The sequence below is a fragment of the Streptomyces sp. NPDC031426 genome (assembly GCF_055581585.1).
The window spans coordinates 489,711-508,326 of sequence record NZ_JBVIJE010000001.1 but is presented as its reverse complement, the minus strand read 5'-3'; the positions used below and the strand labels follow the sequence as shown (position 1 = coordinate 508,326).

The window sequence follows — 18,616 nt, the reverse complement described above, 5'->3', positions numbered from 1 at the left end:
GCCCATGAGGCGCCAGATCTGGCGACCGGCCAACCGAGGAGCCGACCCACTGGGCGCTGCGGCGCTTGACCAGCCCGGACGCAGACATGTGTGCTTCAGCCGCCCCGTTTCCGCCGCGGCGCTGTCGGCTCCATGATGTGTGTCCCGGGCTCCACCGCAGGGTCACTGGCCCAGATCGCCCCCCCGGCGCACCCTCCGGGCCGTCGCGACCAACGCGCCGTGCACGGCCAGCGGGTTGCAGGCGACCGCCCGGCACTGCGTGTACCAGGGCGGCATCGCCTAGGTGGGCCGCCCTCACGTACCTGACTTGAACCCGGTCGAGGGCGTCTGGTCGCTGTTACGGCGGGACATGACCGGCGGCCGTGATCTCGGGCACGGTGCCGCGGCTACTCGCGCTGACCGCCCTGCTGAGCTGCCCCGGACTGCCTCGCGGTTGTACGGGCTGCGAGGCAGCCAGGCGCGCGATCGGTGGATCAGCCTTGGACGACGAACGTCTTGGCCTTACCCGAGCGGCTGGAGCAGGACCGCTTCTCCTCCGCGGTCATCTTGCTGGACTTGACGACCACCGCGTTGCTCTGGCCGTCCGTCCCGTTCGGGGCAGGCCCGGTGATGACGTCGGGGACGAACCAGAAGTAGTGACCCCACTTCCGGTCGTCGTAATGGGTCTGCCATGTGCCGGAGACGGTCTGCATCACCTGCGCACGGGAGATCCAGCCGACTTCGCCGGGCTTCACCGTCATGTTCACGGAGCTGGTCTCCGAGTGCGTGCTCGACCAGGTGTGGCTGTAAGTCGCCGTCACGCTCAGGTCGATGATTCCCGCTATCTTGCCGCCTGCGGTCACGGATACGCCCGCCGAGTCCGTGGAACCGACCGTGTCGGACCAGGTCATCGACTGGGTGGCAGGCGAGGTGCTGCAGTTGTAGAGCGAGTCGGAGACCCGGTGGAAGCCTCCGAGGTACGCCTGGCCCAACTGCGGGTCGTTGAAGGTGCACTTACCTTCACCCGAGTCGCAGTCGGCTATGAGTTGTGCCCGGGTAGGCTGGTTATCGGCCGAGGCCGGAACGGCTGTCGCCGCGACGACGCCCAGGGCAGCCGCTGCGAGCGTCAGCATCCGTCCGCCGTAGCGCATCCTGCGGTTGTTGGCCATACATGTGCCTTTCGCTGTGCATGAGGGGGGTCGGCGATCGCGCGACGAGCGACTGAAGTTCCCGTGATCACCGCCTGCTGCGATCCAGGAGATGCAACAACTGACGTATTGGTTGCGGTGACGGCTTCTGAGAGATGCCAGATGTCCGGCGAGATGCCTGCCGCTTACCGGCACCCGCTCCGAGCACGCCGCGGAGGTGAGGGCCATCACCGACGCCAACAGTCAGGTGCTGTTCGGCCCAGGCGCCATGGCTTGACCGTGATGTGAGACTTGCAGCATGGAGATGGGGCGTGAGTCGCGGTGGGAAAAGGACGCAATGACGGTAGAGATCGTTTTCGCCCTGGTGACTGCCGTCGCGCTGGCTGCGGCGGTCTTCGCCGTCGCTCTGGCTCTCGCACTGGCCCTTGGCATCTCTGGTTCAGCGGAGAAGGGCGTGTTGGTGGGGGGCGCGCTGCTCGGAGGGACGGCCGGAGTGTGGCGTCTGGTACGGGTGCTGCGTCGGTTCGACGCACAGCGTGGAAGAGGCCACTGACTGCGGGCCTTCTCCATCAGGTCGGTAGCTGCCGACGTGGGCATCGTTCGGCGGCTGGTGCCGGATGAGTTGTGGCAGTTGTTCCAGCGGCTGGTTGCGGAGGCGCCTTCGCGGCCGCAATCCTCGTCAACCATCCGGCCGCCCGCAATGTCGTTGCCCGCGACCTGAGCGGCCGAGTTAGCCGGACCACCGGTGTGGTCGTTGGACAGCCGGAACACGTTGAAGTCGGCAGGACCGATCCTCTCGAAGTCCTGCTCCAGATCTGCTCCTTGTAGATGTCCGGCACGCCGGTGTCGAACTTCGGGAATCCCTGCACCGACACGTCGTTGAGCGACGGGCCAGCACGACCGGCACCATCACCAACGGCGATATGAGGTTTTCGGCAGGGGAACCGCCTGGGCGCACGGCACGCGTGCCGAACACGAAGCCATCCATATGCCCCCTGGGAAAACGTGCGCGACCTCGGCATCTCGGCGCAATGCCCACCCCACTCCGCGCCGTTCGGCAGCCGAGTCCCGTGACGAGGGGTCAGTGGACGGCCGGGCGTACGGCTTTCAGGCCAACCCTGCCGCCTCAACCGCCTCCTGCCGACCCATTGTGTTGAGCCTTGTGCCCCTTTACTGTTCGACTTTGCCTGAGTCTGTTTGATGATGATTACTCAGGCGGTATGGAGGCCGTAGTGCGGAGTAATCGGATCGGTACAGAAACTGCGAGACCCAGTCGCCGTCGGTGGTGGAGGGCGGTCCTCGCGACGGCCGCGACCATCGCGCTGACCGCGGGCTTGACCGCGCCCGCGGCGGCGGAAGATGTGGGCGGGCAGACGCCCACCGCCGCGTCTGCCGTCAGTCCCCGGGCGCACACGGTGAGTCTCGACGGCTACTCGTTCCTCGTCGACGGCAAACGCACCTACCTGTGGTCCGGCGAGTTCCACTACTTCCGGCTCCCGAGTCCGGATCTGTGGCGCGACATCTTCCAGAAGATGAAGGCCGCCGGGTTCAACGCCACCTCGTTGTACTTCGACTGGGGATACCACTCGCCGAAGCCGGGTGTGTACGACTTCAGCGGCGTGCGTGACGTCGACAAGCTGCTCGACATGGCCCAGGAGGCCGGGCTCTACGTGATCGCGCGCCCGGCGCCGTACATCAACGCGGAGGTCGACAGCGGTGGCCTGCCCGGTTGGATGACCACCAAGGCCGGGCACAACCGCAGTGACGACCCGCAGTTCCTGAAGTACGCGGACGAGTGGCTGACGCAGATCGACCGGATCATCGCCCGCCACCAGCTCACCAACGGCACCGGGTCGGTCATCGCCTACCAGGTCGAGAACGAGTACTACAACGGCTCGGCCGCCGGCCGCTCCTACATGAAGCACTTGGAGGACAAGGCCCGCGCCGACGGCATCACGGTACCGCTGACCGGCAACAACAACGGCACCTTCAACTCCGGTACCGGCGCCCTGGATGTCGACGGACCGGACTCCTACCCGCAGGGCTTCAACTGCTCGAACCCCTCGAAGTGGAACGGCGTCCCCGACATCAGCTACGACCATCCGGACGGCAAGCCGCTGTACTCGCCGGAGTTCCAGGGCGGCGCCTTCGACCCCTGGGGCGGGCCGGGCTACGACAAGTGCGCCCAGCTGATCAACGACCAGTTCGCCGACGTGTTCTACAAGCAGAACATAGCCGTCGGCGCTACCGCGCAGAGCTTCTACATGACCTACGGCGGCACCAACTGGGGCTGGCTCGGCATGCCGGAGAACTACACGTCCTACGACTACGGGGCCGCGATCCGCGAGAACCGCCAGCTCGATCCGAAGTACTACGAGGACAAGCTGATCGGGTACTTCACGCAGTCGGTCGCCCCGCTGACCAAGACCGATGCCATCAAGGCGACGCCGCCGGATGACTCCGCGGTCATCGACACCGCCCGGATGAACCCCGACACCAAGACGCAGTTCCACGTCCTGCGGCACGGGAACTCCACGTCCACGGCGGTCGACAAGACCCACATCTCGCTGGACTTCAACGCCCAGCCGTCCGCGGACACCACCTACACCTGGGACGACCCCGACTCCGCGCTGCAGTACACCGCTTCGTGGTCGCACGTCGCCGACCAGAGCTACACCGGCGGCGACTACAAGCACACCGAGTCGTTCTCCAACCAAGCCGGTGACTCGGTCACCGTCCCCTTCGACGGCACCGCCATACGCTGGATCGGTTCGAAGACCAACAACCACGGCTACGCCGACGTCTACCTCGACGGCACCAAGGTGGCCACGGTCGACGACTCCGGCGGCGAGGACCAGGCGGTGGTCTTCCAGAAGACCGGCCTGACGTCCGGGGCGCACACGCTGAAGATCGTCGTCGACGGGACCCACAGCTCAGGCTCGACGGACAACTACGTGTCCATCGACGCCATCGACATTCCGACTGCCGCCAACGCGACGCCGACCTACCCGGTCGTGCCGCAGCAGCCGGGCACCGCGATCACGCTCGACGGGCGCGACTCACACGTGATCGTGGCGAACTACCGGCTCGGGGACTCGCGGCTGCAGTACTCGACGTCGGAGCTCATGACCCACGCGACCATCGGCGACCGGGACGTCGCCGTGCTCTACGGCGACCCCGGCAGCGACGGCGAGACCTTGCTGCGCTACTCCTCCAAGCCCACCGTGACCACCAGCGGCGGCACCGTCACGACCACCTGGGACGCGGCCACCGGTGACCTGCGGCTGAACTACACGCACAAGGGCTTGATCCGCATCGGCATCAGCGGCGGCGGAGCACGCCCGCTGCTGATGCTCGTGGGCGACAAGGCCACGGCGGAGACGTTCTGGCGTCAGGACACGGCGGCCGGCCCGGTGCTCGTGCGTGGCACCCACCTGCTGCGGACGGCGACCAGCCTGGATGACGGGCACACCGTGGCGCTGACTGGCGACAACGCCGACGACAAGGACATCGAGGTGTTCACCTCCGCCGACCACGTCACCTGGAACGGCAAGGCATTGGACACCCAGGCCACCGACACTGGAAGCCTCACCGGGAAGATCCCGGTGGCCGCCCCGACACACCTGCCGACGCTGACGAACTGGAAGCACGCCGAGGAGTCCCCGGAAGCGGCCCCCGGTTTCGACGACTCCAGCTGGCAGGTGGCCGACAAGGCGACCACCAACAGCGCCTCCGGCATCAACTCGCTGCCCGTGCTCTACGCGGACGACTACGGTTTCCACACCGGCAACACGTGGTATCGCGGCCGCTTCCGCGCCACCGGCAAGGAGACCGGCATCCACCTGGTCTCGGACTCCGGCGGCAAGGCGCAGGCGTTCTCCGCCTGGTTCAACGGCACCTTCCTGGGCAGCTCCACCACAGGCAGCGCCGACTTCGCCTTCCCGGCCGGTTCGGTCAAGTCGAAGGGTGACAACGTCCTCTCCGTGCTCACCGTGAACATGGGGCACGAGGAGGACTACAACTCGACCAACGGCAACAAGACCGCGCGCGGCCTGACCAGCGCCTCCCTCGTCGGGGCACCGCTGACCCCCGTCACCTGGCGGCTGCAGGGCGTACGAGGCGGTGAGGACCTGCGGGACACGGTGCGCGGCCCGCTCTCCACGGGCGGCCTGTACGGCGAGCGGGCCGGCTGGTCCCTCCCGGGTTACCCCGACGAGAACTGGAACCGGGTATCCCTGCCGACGACCGACACCCGTCCCGGGGTCTCCTGGTACCGCACCGACGTCAACCTGGACCTGCCGCACGGCCAGGACACCTCGCTCGGTCTGACGTTCACCGACGACCCGTCACGCAAGTACCGTGCCACGATCTTCGTGAACGGCTGGCAGGTCGGCAACTACGTCAACTACCTCGGCCCCCAGAGCACGTTCCCGGTGCCCAACGGGATCCTGAATCCCAACGGGAGCAACAGCATCGCCATCGCCGTGTGGAACCTGGACGGCAGCTCCGGCGGGCTCGGCAAGGTGTCGCTCACCAACTACGGCAGCTATGCGTCGTCCCTGCGGGTCGCGCAGAACGACAGCCCCCGCTACGACCACCGGAAGTACGCGATGCCGAAGCGTCCGGGAGTGGATGCCACCCTGGACGTGCCGAACACCGCCCAGTCAGGACAGGCCTTCACGGCCAAGGCGACGGTGCGGGTGCCGGCGGGCGCGCCGTCCGCTTCCCGGCTGACGGCCTCGCTCTCCGCACCCGACGGCTGGAGCGTGAGCGCCACAAGCCCCACGTCGGTCGAGCGCCTGCAACCCGGCGAATCGGCCACCTTCACCTGGAAGGTCCAGCCGCCAAGCGGGACGCTGCCCTCCGCCTCCGCACTCACGGCCACGGTGCACTACCTGCAGAACGCGCGGCAGTCCGCCGCCGGTGACGAGCGCGTCGTCGGCGGAATCCCGCCCGCTCCACCGGCCGGGAAGAGCGCGGTGAGCGACCTGCCCTTCCTGTCGTCCACCAACGGGTGGGGCCCGGTGGAGCGCGACACCAGCGTCGGCGAGCAGGCGGCCGGAGACGGCCGTCCGATCAGCATCGCCGGCGTCCGTTATACCAAGGGCCTGGGCACCAACTCCGTCAGCGACGTCGAGCTCTACCTCGCCGGAAACTGCTCCCGGTTGACGGCGGACGTCGGTGTCGACGACGAGACGAACGGTGCGGGGACGGTGACGTTCTCCGTGATCGCCGACGGCAAGACCTTGGTGACCACACCGACGCTCCGCGGCAAACAGGCTGCGGTGCCGATCGACGTCGACGTCAGCGGCGCCCAGGTGGTCGACCTCAAGGTCGGTGACGCCGGCGACGGCAACGGCAACGACCACGGCGACTGGGCGATGCCGACGCTGACGTGCAGCTGACGGACGACAGGGGCACGGGCCTGCAGTAACCGGAAAACCCAGGGAGCCAGGGGCGTCGCAACCACCCGCGACGCCCCTGGCTGTGACCGGGTGGGCCGGGACGGTTCGGATGAAGGCGGAACCGAGCCCTCTGACGGACTGGCTGAACGACCCGGGGTTGACCACGACCAGGTAGACCTTGCCTGACTTGCTGTCCTTGGTGGCGACGGTGTTGATACCGCCGACACCGGTGTACGTGGCTCCGGTCACCCGGTCACAGTGATGGCCGGCGAGCGGGTCTGCTGCACGTAGTAGCTGGGCGCGCCATAGCTGGTCCGTGCGTCGTTTGGCCATCCGCTGCGCAGTGACCGCGAGCGCCGCCCGGGAGAAGTCCCGGAGATGACCTTGCCATCAGGGCCCTGGGCCTACGCCGGAGGCCAACGCTCACCAACGCGACGACCAGAGCCCCGGTCGGTCGCCGAGACCGGAGGAGACGCGGGAGCTGATCCTGCGTCTCGCGCGGGAGCATCCGCTGTGGGGACACCGCAGAGTGCTGGCACGCGGTCATCTCCGAGGCGGGCCCGCGGATACACGAAGTTAACTTCCCAGACTCGGGTGTGAGACCGGTCCGGCCGACGATCGCAATACCTATCAAGCGACAGGTATCTGTCGACCGATCGGAGGTGCGGCGATGAGCCGGCCCGAACTCCCCCTTGCGCAGGACCCTGACGGCGGTGGCACGACCGGCCACGCCCTCTTCGGCTACCAGCAGGAACTCCGCCGCGGCGTGGGCGGCTTCGCGTCGTTCGCCGCGGGGTTCTCCTTCGTGTCGATCCTCACCACCGTCTTCCAGCTGTTCGGGCTGGGATTCGGTCTCGGCGGCGCGGCGTTCTTCTGGACCTGGCCGCTGGTCTTCGCGGGCCAACTGCTGGTCGCGCTGTGTTTCGCCGAACTGGCCGCGCGCTGGCCCATATCCGGGGCGATCTACCAGTGGTCGAGCCGGCTGGCCGGCACCACGACGGGCTGGTTCGTCGGCTGGATCATGATCATCGGGCAGATCCTCACGGTCGCGGCGGCCGCGATCGCGGCACAGGCGGTACTGCCGGGCATCTGGTCCGGGTTCCAGATCGTCGGCGGTCCGGGCGCCGATCCGTCGGTGGGCTCCCCGACCGGCGCGCAGAACGCGGTCCTGCTGGGATGCGTCCTGCTGGTCATCACCACAGTGGTGAACATCCTGGGCATCCGCCAGATGGCCGCCGCCACCAGCTTCGGCGTCACGGTCGAGATCATCGGCGTGCTCGCACTGGTGCTGATCCTGTTCTTCCTGCCCGAGCGGGGTCCACAGGTGGTGGCCCACCCCACCGGTTGGGCCGGCCACGGCAGCTACTTCGGGGCCCTTCTCGCGTCCTCACTGATGGCGGCGTACGTGATGGTCGGCTTCGACTCGGCGGGCGAGTTGGCGGAGGAGACCCACAGCCCGCGCCGGACCACCCCCCGGACCATCCTGCGGGCCCTGATCACCTCGGGTGTCGGCGGCGCGTTGCTGATCCTGTCGGGGTTGATGGCGGCGCGCAGCCTGACCGACGGAAAGCTGGCGGCCGGTGGTCTGTCCTGGGTGCTCACCGACCGGCTCGGCGGGGTTCTGGGCCGACTGCTGCTGTGTTGCGTGGCGGTCGCGGTGTTCGCCTGCACCCTGGCCGTGCAGACCTCCGGGGCGCGGATGATGTACTCCATGGCCCGCGAAGGCGCCCTGCCTTTCCACCGGCACCTCGGCAAGGTATCGGCCCGCACCGGTACGCCGATCACCACGTCGATCGTGGTGGGCGTCGGCGCCGCGATCGCGCTCGTGGTCAACATCCGCCAGTCGGCGATCTTCACCGCCCTCTCCAGCCTCTGCATCGCCCTGCTGTACCTGGCCTATCTGGGCGTGACGGTGCCGCTGCTCGTCACCCGGATCCGGCAGCGGGGCGGCGGCGGGCTGCCGGTGGGCGTCGACGAGACCGGCCGGCCCCTGTTCTCGCTGGGCCGCTGGGGAGTGGCGGTCAACGCGATCGCCGTGCTCTACCAGGCCGGTATGACGGTCAACCTGATCTGGCCCCGTGCGGAGATCTACGACCTCACCGGCGGCACGTGGTGGCTGCGGTGGAGCGCCCTGCTGTTCATCGGGCTCAGCCTGGCCGCCGGTGCCGGCTACTTCCTCGCCCGCCGGCTGCACCGCCGTATCGAGCTGAGGCACGTACCGCACACGCACACCGAGCCGACCCTCGACGCGCAGGCCGTCGCCGAGCCCGCCTGAGGGCCCGTGTGACACGAGCGGACGCACCGATGACGTACCGACGAAGGGACGACGGGACATCCATGACCACCACCGAGAGCTCGACCGCCGGGCCCCCACGCGGCCGCTGCACGACCGGGCAGACGCCCACGCGCGCCCGTGATCTGCACCTGACCGACAGTGTCCACAGTGCCCGCGACGACGCCCGCGCCCAGGGCGGGCAGGCCGGCGCGTGGATGCCGTACCTGCCGGCGTCGGACAGCCCGTACTGCCCACCGGGGGTGGACGCGACCGCCTTGGTATGGGCGGAGACGGTGGCACCCGGCGGCTACACGCACAAAATCCTTGCCCGCGGCACACGGCTTCGCTTCGACGACCCGAGCGGTGACGCCTGCGCGCACCTGCTGCTCTTCAACGCCCTGGAGCCGGTGGAGCGGCTCAACGTCGCCGACACCCAGAAGGTGCCCTGGCAGGCCTATCCGGGCCAGGACCACCCGCTGCTCTCCGGCGACGGCCGGATCCTGGCGGTGGTCAGCGCCGACTCCTCCGGCCGGCACGACGCCTTCTGCGGCACCACCACCGACGCCTGGAACGAGCGCAAGTACGGTGACGCCCGCCCCGAGGGGCCGTCGCCGTCCGGCCGCGGGCTCTTCCTCAAAGCGGCCGCCAAGCACGGTCTGAGCCGGCGCGACCTGCCACCCAGCCTGTCCTTCTTCCAGGGCGTGCGCGTCGAAGCAGACGGCACCCTGGCCTGGCAGGGCAGCGCGGGGGCGGGCACGCATGTCGAACTCGTCGCGGAGATGCCCCTGTTGGTGCTGGTCGCCAATGTCGCCCATCCGCTGGACCCTCGTCCCGGCTATGTGGTCGGCCCACTGCGGGTGCACGCCTGGCGCGGTGCCCCGACCGGCCCCGGCGAGCCGCGGTTCACCGCCACTCCGGAACTGCACCGGGCCTACCTCAACACCGTCGACTACTGCGAAGCCCGGGGGCTGTGACATGGCGAGCACGCGGACCGAGACCAGGCCCGTCAACTACCCGACCGCCGCCGACGGCACGGTCGCCTCCACCGTCCCCGTGGGCGCCGTGTACGCGGAGGGATCTCCCCTGGACCGGGGAGCGAGCCTGGTCGAGGGCGCCGTGGTCCTGGACGAGACGGTGGCCCCCAACGCGCCCTGGTCGGCGGTGGTGCGGACGGGGCACGTCCTGACGATCGTCGACGTCGGCGGCAACCAGTCGGCCGACTGTCTGCTCTACAACGCCGACGATCCCGAGGAGCGCTACAGCGTCCCCGACACCCTGGCGTGGCAGGGCAACGCCTATGTGCGCACCGGCACCGTGCTGCGCAGCAGCGAGGGCCGCCCGTTGATGACCGTTGTCGCCAACGAGGTCGACCGCCAGGACACCATCGGCGGCGCGTGCGGCAAGGAGTCCAACACCCTGCGCTACGGCCATCATGTGATGTTCCAGCACGGCTGCCGCGAGAACTTCCTCGCCGAGGCCGGCCGGCGTGGCCTCGGGGTGCGGGACATCGTCTCCAACCTCAACTGGTTCATGAACGTGCCCGTCGAGGCGGACGGCGCGCTGGGCATCGTGGACGGCATGTCGGCGCCGGGCCGCCGGGTCGCGGTGCGCGCCGAGACGGATGTGCTGGTGATGGTGTCCAACTGCCCGCAGATGAACAACCCGTGCAACGACTTCAACCCCACTCCGCTGCGGATGATCGTCGTGGAGCCGGCACCGGTCGACGTCGACGCACGGTCCGCGCACGCCGCTCGCACCGCGAAGGAGGGCGCGTGATCCGCCCGACCGCCGTTCTCGTCGCCAACCGCGGTGAGATAGCCCGCCGTGTGATCCGCACCGCCAGGAGGATGGGCCTGGGCACCGTCGCAGTCTTCTCCGACGCCGACCGGGCCGCTCCGCACGTCCGCGAGGCCGACCGCGCGGTCCGCCTCGGTCCGGCGCCCGCCCGCGCGTCGTATCTGCGCGGGGAGGCGATCATCGAGGCCGCGCTCGCCCATGGCGCGGGCATCATCCACCCCGGCTACGGCTTCCTCTCCGAGAACACCGCCTTCGCCCGTGCCGTGGAGGAGGCCGGTCTGCGTTTCGCGGGACCGACCGCCGACCAGATCACCGCCTTCGGCGAGAAGCACACCGCGCGCGCCCTGGCCAAGGCCGCCGGAGTGCCGCTGCTGGCCGGGACGGAACTGCTGGCAAGCGCCGAGGAGGCCGTCACCGCGGCCTCCTCGATCGGGCTGCCCGTGATGGTCAAGGCCACCGGCGGTGGCGGCGGCATCGGCATGCAGGCCTGTGCCACCGCCGACGAGGTACGCGAGGCCTTCGCCCGCGTCGCGGCGCTCGCGGAGTCCAACTTCGGGTCCGCCGGGGTCTTCCTGGAGCGCCTCGTGCGCCCCGCCCGCCATGTCGAGGTGCAGGTCTTCGGCGACGGCACCGGCCGGATCGCCGTCTTCGGCGACCGGGACTGCTCGTTGCAGCGCCGCAACCAGAAGGTGATCGAGGAGGCCCCGGCCCCGGCCCTGCCTCCGCATGTGCGGGCACTGCTGCACGACTCCTCGCGCCGGCTGCTCGCCTCGGTCGGCTACCGGGGCGCGGGGACCGTGGAGTTCGTCTACGACCCCGTGCGCGAGGAGGCCGCCTTCCTGGAGGTCAACACCCGCCTCCAGGTCGAGCACCCGGTGACCGAGGAGGCGTACGGCGTCGACCTCGTCGAACTCATGCTCGTCCTGGCCCGCGACGGCCGGGTCGAGGACGCGGTGTTCGAGCGGGAGTGGACGCCCTCCGGCCATGCCGTGGAGGCTCGCGTCTACGCCGAGGATCCCGGCAAGGACTCGCTGCCGTCCTCGGGCCTGATCACCCGGGCGGTCTTCCCCAGCCAGGGCGCCGACAACATGCCCGGCGTGCGCGTCGACGGCTTTGCCGAAACCGGTCTGGAGGTCTCGCCGTACTACGACCCCATGCTCGCCAAGGTGATCGCGAAGGGCCCCGCCCGGGAGGCCGCGTTCGACGTGCTCGGCCAGGCCCTGGCGGCGAGCCGGGTCGACGGCATCGTCACCAACCTGGGCCTGCTGCGCGAGCTGACCTCGCGGAGCGAGGTGCGCGAGGCCGTGCACAGTACCAGCACGCTCGCCACCACGGCCGACCCCGGGCCGCGCATCGACGTCCTGGTGCCGGGCGCTATGACCACCGTCCAGGACCTTCCGGGCCGGCTCGGCTACTGGCACGTGGGCGTGCCGCCGAGCGGCCCCTTCGACGCCGTCTCCTTCGCCGAGGCCAACCTGGCCGTCGGCAACCCGGCCCAGGCCCCTGGCCTGGAGGTCACCGCGGGCGGGCTGAGCCTGCGCTTCTCGGCCGCCACCGTGGTCGCCGTCACCGGCGCTCCCGTCCCGGTCACGGTGGACGGCAGCGCGGCAGCCCTGTGGGAGCCGGTCACGGTCGCGGCCGGCGCCACCCTGGTGCTCGGTGCCTGCCGGGGACCGGGCCTGCGCAGCTATGTGGCGGTCCGGGGCGGTATCGACGTACCCGAATACCTGGGCAGCGCCTCGACGTTCACCCTCGGTGGCTTCGGCGGGCACGCCGGGCGGGCGTTGCGCGCCGGAGACGTACTGCGGCCCGGAACTTCGGCGACGGCCGGTGGCGGCCCGATCCCGCCCGAGCGCCGGCCGGAGATCACCTCGTACTGGCACATCGGTGTCACCGAAGGGCCGCACGCGGCGCCCGAGTTCTTCACCCGCGCTGACATCGACACCCTCTACGCCACCGACTACAAGGTGCACCACAACTCGGCCCGCACCGGCGTCCGCCTGATCGGGCCTAAGCCGCGGTGGGCCCGCCAGGACGGCGGTGAGGCGGGCCTGCACCCCTCCAACATCCACGACACGCCATACGCGGTGGGAGCCCTGGACTTCACCGGCGACACGCCGATCATCCTGGGCCCCGACGGTCCGTCCCTCGGCGGTTTCGTCTGCCCCGCGGTGGTCGCCAGCGGCGAACTGTGGAAACTCGGCCAGCTCCGCCCCGGCGACACCGTCCGCTTCGTACCGGTCAGGGAAGCCGAGGCGGCCGCCCTCGATGCCCGCCGCTCCTCCCCCACGCTGATCAGCACGGGCGGAGACGGCGACGACGGCGTACTCGGCCGCCTGGAGGCCACCGATGCCCGCCCCGCCGTCACCTACCGCCGGGACGGCGACGACAACGTCCTGGTCGAGTACGGCCCCATGGTCCTCGACCTCGGCCTGAGGATGCGGGTCCACGCCCTGCAGGAGACTCTCGCCGGCCACGCGCCCGACGGCATCCTCGACGTCACCCCGGGCATCCGCTCCCTCCAGATCCACACCGATGCCCGGCGGCTGAAGGCCCGTGACCTCACCGCCCTGCTGCGCGAGCTGGAGGACGAAGTCCCGCCCAGCGACGAACTGGTGGTCCCCTCCCGCACGGTGCGGCTGCCGCTCAGCTGGGACGACCCGGCCACCCGGCTCGCCATCGAGCGGTACATGGCCGGGGTGCGCGACGACGCCCCGTGGTGCCCGTGGAACATCGAGTTCATCCGCCGTGTCAACGGCCTTCGGACCGCCGACGACGTCTACCGCACCGTTTTCGACGCCTCCTACCTGGTGCTCGGCCTCGGCGACGTCTATCTCGGCGCCCCCGTCGCCACCCCGCTCGACCCACGGCACCGCCTGGTGACCACCAAGTACAACCCGGCCCGCACCTGGACCGCGGAGAACTCCGTCGGCATCGGCGGCGCCTACCTCTGCATCTACGGCATGGAAGGCCCCGGCGGCTACCAGTTCGTCGGCCGCACCGTGCAGATCTGGAACCGGTTCCGCAAAGGCGGCCTGTTCCAGGACTCGCCGTGGGCGCTGCGCTTCTTCGACCGCATCGAGTGGTATCCCGTCACCGCGGAGGAACTGCTCGAACTGCGGGCCGAGACGGACGCCGGGCGCGGTGACTTCGCGACCGAGGAGGGCACCTTCTCGATCGCGGAGTACAACGCCTTCCTCGCCGCGGAGGCCGACTCGATCGCCGCGTTCCGCCGGCGGCAGAGCACCGCCTTCGAGGCCGAGAAGGAACGCTGGCGAGCCGCGGGAGAGTTCGACCGCGTCGACGATCCCGAACCCGTCACCGCCACTGCTGACGTCACCCTGCCGGACGGGGCGGTCCCCGTCACCGCGCCGTACACCGCCACCGTCTGGCAGATCGCCGCCGAGCCGGGCGCCACCATCGCGAGCGGCGATGCGATCCTCTCCCTGGAGGCGATGAAAATGGAGTCCAAGGTGAACGCCCCCACCGCCGGGACACTGCTGGAGATCTACGTCAAGCCCGGTGAACAGGTCGCCCCCGGCCAGATCCTCGCGGCGGTGAGGGCATGAACGCCATGACACCGGCCGCACGCGTCCAGGCCGCCTACGACCGGATCAAGGACATCGGCCGGCCCGAGATCTGGATCCACCTCAGGCCGCGCGAGGAGGTGCTCGCCGAGGCGGCCGGTATCGACCCGGCGCTGCCGCTGGCCGGCCTGGTGGTGGCCGTCAAGGACAACATCGACGTCGCCGGGCTCCCCACCACCGCGGGCGCCCCGTCGTACGCCTACGAACCGCAGGCCGACGCGGCGGCGGTGGCGCGGCTGCGCGCGGCCGGCGCGGTGGTGCTCGGCAAGACCAACCTGGACCAGTTCGCCACCGGCCTGGTCGGCACCCGCAGCCCCTACGGCGCGGTGCGCAACGCCTGGGACGCGGCCCGCATCTCCGGCGGGTCGTCCTCCGGATCCGCCGTCGCGGTGGCGCTGGGCATAGCCGACATCGCGCTCGGCACCGACACGGCCGGCTCCGGGCGGGTGCCCGCCGCCCTCAACGGCATCGTCGGCGTCAAGCCCACCAAGGGTCTGGTGCCCGTGACCGGGGTGGTCCCCGCCTGCTACACCCTCGACTGCGTGACCGTCTTCGCCCGCGACCTGCAACTCGCCCGCACCGCCGCGGAGTTCGTCGAGGGCCCCGACCCGGCCGACCCGCTCTCCCGCACCGGCACCCAGCTTCCGCCGCCCCCCGCGCGCCCGCGGATCGCCGTACCGGCCGGGGAGCATCTGAAGGGCATGGCCGGCGGCTGGCGCGAGGCCTTCGACGCCGCCGTCGCCCGCCTGGCGAGCACCGGGGCGGAGATCGTCGAAACCGACATCACCCCGCTGCTTCAGGCCGCGGAACTGCTGTACGACGGCGCGTTCGTCGCCGAGCGGTACGCCGCCGTGGGCGCGCATCTGGAGAAGCACCGCGACCTGATCGGGGCGGACCTCGATCCGACCGTCGCCGCCATCGTGCTGGCAGGCCGGGAGAAGACCGCCGCCGACTGGGCCGCCGACGCCGCCAGGCTCGCCGCGCTCGGTGCCGCCGGACACGCGGTGCTCGACGGCTGTGCAGCTCTCCTGACCCCGACCACCACCTGGCATCCCACCCTTGAGGAGGTGGCGGCCGACCCGGTCGGCGCCAACGCCCGGTTGGGACGGTTCACCAACTTCGCCAACCTGCTGGACTGCGCCTCGATCGCCGTTCCCGCCGGGTTCGTGGACGGCCTGCCGTTCGGCGTGATGTTCACGGGACCGGCCTTCTCCGACCGCGCCCTGGCCGCGCTGGCCGAGCGGTTCGCCAACCCCCGGCTCGACCTGTTCGTGGTCGGCGCCCACCTCACCGGTCAGCCCCTCAATGCCCAGTTGGTGCAAGCCGGCGCCACACTGGTCGGCCCGGCCCGCACCGCAGGCGGCTACCGGCTGTACGCCCTGGCCACCGAGCCGCCCAAGCCCGGCTTGCTCCGGGTCACCGAGGGCGGGCGGGACGCCGCCGCCGGGGCGGGTCACGACACGGCGTCAGGCGGCGACGCGCGGCCGGGCGTCGAGGGCGAGATCTGGCGGCTGCCCGCCGCCGGTTTCGGGGCGTTCACCGCCGCCGTGCCCGCGCCGATGACCATCGGCACCGTCGAACTGGCCGACGGGCGGCACGTCTGCGGCTTCCTCGTCGAGCCGTACGCCGTCGAGGGCGCGCCCGACATCACCCGCTTCGGTGGCTGGCGGGCGTACACGGCGTCCGCGTGACCGGAGGCCGCAGGGCGGACACCTGGTGGCAGGATGGGGTCATGACGACGACGCGTCCCCGTCAAGGCAGGCCCCGGCACACGCCGCCGTCCGACCCCGGCACCTCCGCCCGGGAACAGATCCTCGACGCCGCCGGGGCGCTCTTCGTCGACCATGGGATCACCAGCACCAGCACCCGCATGATCGCCGAGCGGGTCGGCATCAGGCAGGCCTCGCTCTACTACCACTTCGCCACCAAGGAGGAGATCCTCGCCGAGCTGCTGGCGACGTCCGTGCGGCCCAGTCTGCAGATGGTGGACCGGATCCGGGCACTGGTGCCCGAGCGGGCGAATCCGGCCGCCGCGCTGTACGCCGTGGCCGCGATGGACGTACGCACCCTCTCCCGCACTCCGTACAACATCGGCACGCTCTATCTGCTGCCGGAGGTGCAGGCCGAGCGGTTCGACGCCTTCCGGGCCGAGCGGGGCCGTCTGCAGTCGAGCTACGGCGCGCTGGGCGCCCTGGCGGCGACCGAGGACGTCGCACGCGGCCTGCCCGCCGAGCGGCTCGGTGAACTGCTGATCCAGCTGGTGGAGGTCGTGATCCAGATACGGCGGTCCCGTGAGCCGGATGCGGCGGACACCGAGGCCATCGCGTCGTCGTGCCTGCGCCTGTGCGGGCTCGGAGAGCCGGCGGTGGCCGCCGCCCGGAAGGACGGCCGAACGCTGCTGAGCAGCCTGGACTGACTGCCGGCCCACCGCACACCCTCCAGCGCCGCCATGCAGCACCCTCGATGCCCTCCGCGTCCACGACGGTCACACCGCCGACGCGGCCGCTTCCTGACGCGCCGCTGGAAAAAAGTTGCGGGCCGCTGTCGATTCGGCCACGTCCCGTTCGACGTCATGATGTGCGGCGCCTCGCCACACGATGACGCGACAGGACCTGAGGAGGACACACGTGGATCAACTGCTGAGAGTCATGAACTTCAACGTCTCGTGTGACGGAATCGGTGCCGGTGAGCACCAGAGTCTCGAGCAGCCGTTCGGCCTCGACCATCCCGAGAGGCTGTTCGCCTGGGCCGGGGCCACGGCGAGCTGGCCCATGCGCACGGATCCCGGGGGTAGCCGGGGCCTCGACGACTACTTCACGCGCGACTTCGCACACAACATCGGTGCCGAGATCATGGGCCGCAACAAGTTCGGGCCCCAGCGCGGGCCCTGGCACGATCATGAGTGGCGCGGCTGGTGGGGGGAGGAGCCGCCGTTTCGCACTCCGGTGTTCGTCATGACCCACCACACGCGTCCTTCGTTCACGCTCTCCGACACCACGTTCCACTTCGTCGACAGCGATCCGGCCACCGTCCTCGAACGGGCGCGGGAAGCGGCGCAGGGCAAGGACGTCCGGCTCGGCGGCGGGGTCACCATCATCCGGCAGTTCCTTGATGCCGGCCTTGTCGACACCATGCATGTGGCGGTCTCGCCGGTAAAGCTCGGGTCCGGGCTACGGCTCTGGGAGTCCCCCGATGAGCTGCTCGACCGGTTCCACCTGGAGGTCGTGCCCAGCCCGAGCGGCGTGACGCACCACCTGTTCTGGCGAAGGTGAGGCGAGGGGCCCAGTTGAGTTCAGGCTGCGGCTGGGAGGGGGCGTCCGCCCCGTCGGATGCCCTTCTCGCTGCGGATGCGCCGCGTTCCTTGCGCTGGGCGGCGAGTGTGGCGGCGCGGCGGCCGTTGGCGTTGCGCCAGCGCAGGCAGCGGTGCAGGCCCTGGGTCTGTGCGGGGGTGGCGGGGGTGGTGAGAGTTGGCCAGGGTGAACTGGCGCAGCGGGCCGAAGTGGGCCTCGATCGGGTTGGTCCAGGAGGCGTAGGTCGGGGTGAAGCACAGCTCGACCTTGTTCTTCTTCGCCCAACGGCGGATGTCGGCGCCGGTGTCGGCGGAGAGGTTGTCCAGGATGATGTAGATCGCGGCGCCGTCGGGTCGGGCGGCACGAATCGACTTCAGCGCGGCCAGGGTGGTGGCGGTGCCCTTGCGGCGGCGGTTGACGCCCCACAGACCGTCGTCGCCGACGGAGCAGCAGCCGTGGAAGTAGGTGACGCCGTGGATGCGCTGGTAGGTCACCGGCAGGCGGTTGTGTTTGCCCTGCTTCGCCCAGCAGGAGCCCGCGGTGGGCCGGATCCCCAGCGGCCCGAACGCGTCGAAGTCGAAGACGGGGTCGGGGAAGCGGTCCGGCACTTGCTCGATCTGGTCGAGCTTCGCGCAGCGTTCGGGCTCGAGGGATTCGTTCCAGGTATTGGTGTGCCGGAAGGTGATGCCGCGGCGCGACAGCAGGCATCGCGGCGAGTGTGCCACCGTGCACGACCGCGACCACAACGCAGCACGTAACGTCCTGTTCGAAGGACGGCGAATCGTCGCCACCGGACGGGTGGAGACGCCGAACGCCTAGCCGGTAAGACGGGCACACGTGCCCACCCCGCACGTCGAAGCAGGAAGCCCCCGGAAGGGTCACACGACTCAGGCCCCGCCGCACCACTTCGGCGACGGCCACCCGCACACTCGGACCAGGAGGCACCGCGGCCTCGGACACCTGCGCACGCATCGGCCGGCCCCGCCCGCCTCTGCCCAGCGATAGGCCGCAGACGGCGACCGTGACCGCGACGCCGGTGTCGATCGAGCTCACCCTGCCCCGGTGGCTCGGGCCCGGTCGATGGCCATGTCAACCCGATCGCGATGCTCAAGCGCCAGATGTTCGGGCGCGCCGG

General features: G+C 70.3%; 10 protein-coding genes and 2 pseudogenes. 9 read left to right on the top strand and 3 right to left on the bottom strand.

Features of this window, described 5'->3' with window-relative positions; all coding sequences use genetic code 11:
* Positions 1-473: 473 nt before the first annotated feature.
* Positions 474-1,148, bottom strand: coding sequence for a hypothetical protein (locus tag ACZ5NH_RS02500; protein WP_468772564.1), 675 nt, complete (start codon positions 1,146-1,148; stop codon positions 474-476).
* Positions 1,149-1,425: 277 nt separating this feature from the next.
* Between ACZ5NH_RS02500 and ACZ5NH_RS02495 the strand changes: the two genes are divergently transcribed.
* Complete coding sequence (locus tag ACZ5NH_RS02495; RefSeq protein ID WP_468772563.1) at positions 1,426-1,680, top strand: DUF6332 family protein; 255 nt, start codon at positions 1,426-1,428, stop codon at positions 1,678-1,680.
* Between the two features lie 122 nt (positions 1,681-1,802).
* On the opposite strand, the pseudogene ACZ5NH_RS02490 reads toward ACZ5NH_RS02495, so the two are convergent.
* Positions 1,803-2,017: pseudogene (locus tag ACZ5NH_RS02490) on the bottom strand (hypothetical protein); the annotation flags it as partial.
* A gap of 342 nt (positions 2,018-2,359) precedes the next feature.
* On the opposite strand from ACZ5NH_RS02490, the gene ACZ5NH_RS02485 reads away from it, so the two are divergent.
* The 8 genes from ACZ5NH_RS02485 to ACZ5NH_RS02450 all read left to right on the top strand — a co-directional run bounded on the left by ACZ5NH_RS02485 (position 2,360) and on the right by ACZ5NH_RS02450 (position 17,463).
* Complete coding sequence (locus ACZ5NH_RS02485; protein ID WP_468772562.1) at positions 2,360-6,532, top strand: beta-galactosidase; 4,173 nt, start codon at positions 2,360-2,362, stop codon at positions 6,530-6,532.
* Between the two features lie 670 nt (positions 6,533-7,202).
* Positions 7,203-8,807 (top strand): amino acid permease, encoded by a 1,605-nt coding sequence (locus tag ACZ5NH_RS02480; protein WP_468772560.1) that lies wholly within the window; start codon positions 7,203-7,205, stop codon positions 8,805-8,807.
* 62 nt (positions 8,808-8,869) lie between these two features.
* A complete protein-coding gene (locus tag ACZ5NH_RS02475) occupies positions 8,870-9,781 on the top strand; it encodes an urea amidolyase associated protein UAAP1 (protein WP_388635257.1) in 912 nt (303 codons plus the stop codon).
* Between the two features lies 1 nt (position 9,782).
* Positions 9,783-10,583, top strand: a complete 801-nt coding sequence (locus tag ACZ5NH_RS02470; RefSeq protein ID WP_468772559.1) for an urea amidolyase associated protein UAAP2 — start codon at positions 9,783-9,785, stop codon at positions 10,581-10,583.
* Positions 10,580-14,173: an urea carboxylase gene (gene uca, locus ACZ5NH_RS02465; RefSeq protein WP_468772558.1), complete on the top strand. Its 3,594-nt coding sequence runs from the start codon at positions 10,580-10,582 to the stop codon at positions 14,171-14,173. Before ACZ5NH_RS02470 ends, uca begins: the two co-directional genes overlap by 4 nt.
* A gap of 5 nt (positions 14,174-14,178) precedes the next feature.
* Positions 14,179-15,882 carry an allophanate hydrolase gene (atzF, locus tag ACZ5NH_RS02460; RefSeq protein ID WP_468772671.1) on the top strand — a complete coding sequence of 568 codons (1,704 nt, stop codon included), beginning with the start codon at positions 14,179-14,181 and terminating at the stop codon, positions 15,880-15,882.
* A gap of 41 nt (positions 15,883-15,923) precedes the next feature.
* Positions 15,924-16,607: a TetR/AcrR family transcriptional regulator gene (locus ACZ5NH_RS02455; RefSeq protein WP_468772557.1), complete on the top strand. Its 684-nt coding sequence runs from the start codon at positions 15,924-15,926 to the stop codon at positions 16,605-16,607.
* Positions 16,608-16,818: 211 nt separating this feature from the next.
* Positions 16,819-17,463, top strand: coding sequence for a dihydrofolate reductase family protein (locus ACZ5NH_RS02450; RefSeq protein WP_468772555.1), 645 nt, complete (start codon positions 16,819-16,821; stop codon positions 17,461-17,463).
* 20 nt (positions 17,464-17,483) lie between these two features.
* Here ACZ5NH_RS02450 and ACZ5NH_RS02445 read toward each other — a convergent pair.
* Positions 17,484-18,194, bottom strand: a pseudogene (locus ACZ5NH_RS02445) (transposase); the annotation flags it as partial.
* Positions 18,195-18,616: the final 422 nt, after the last annotated feature.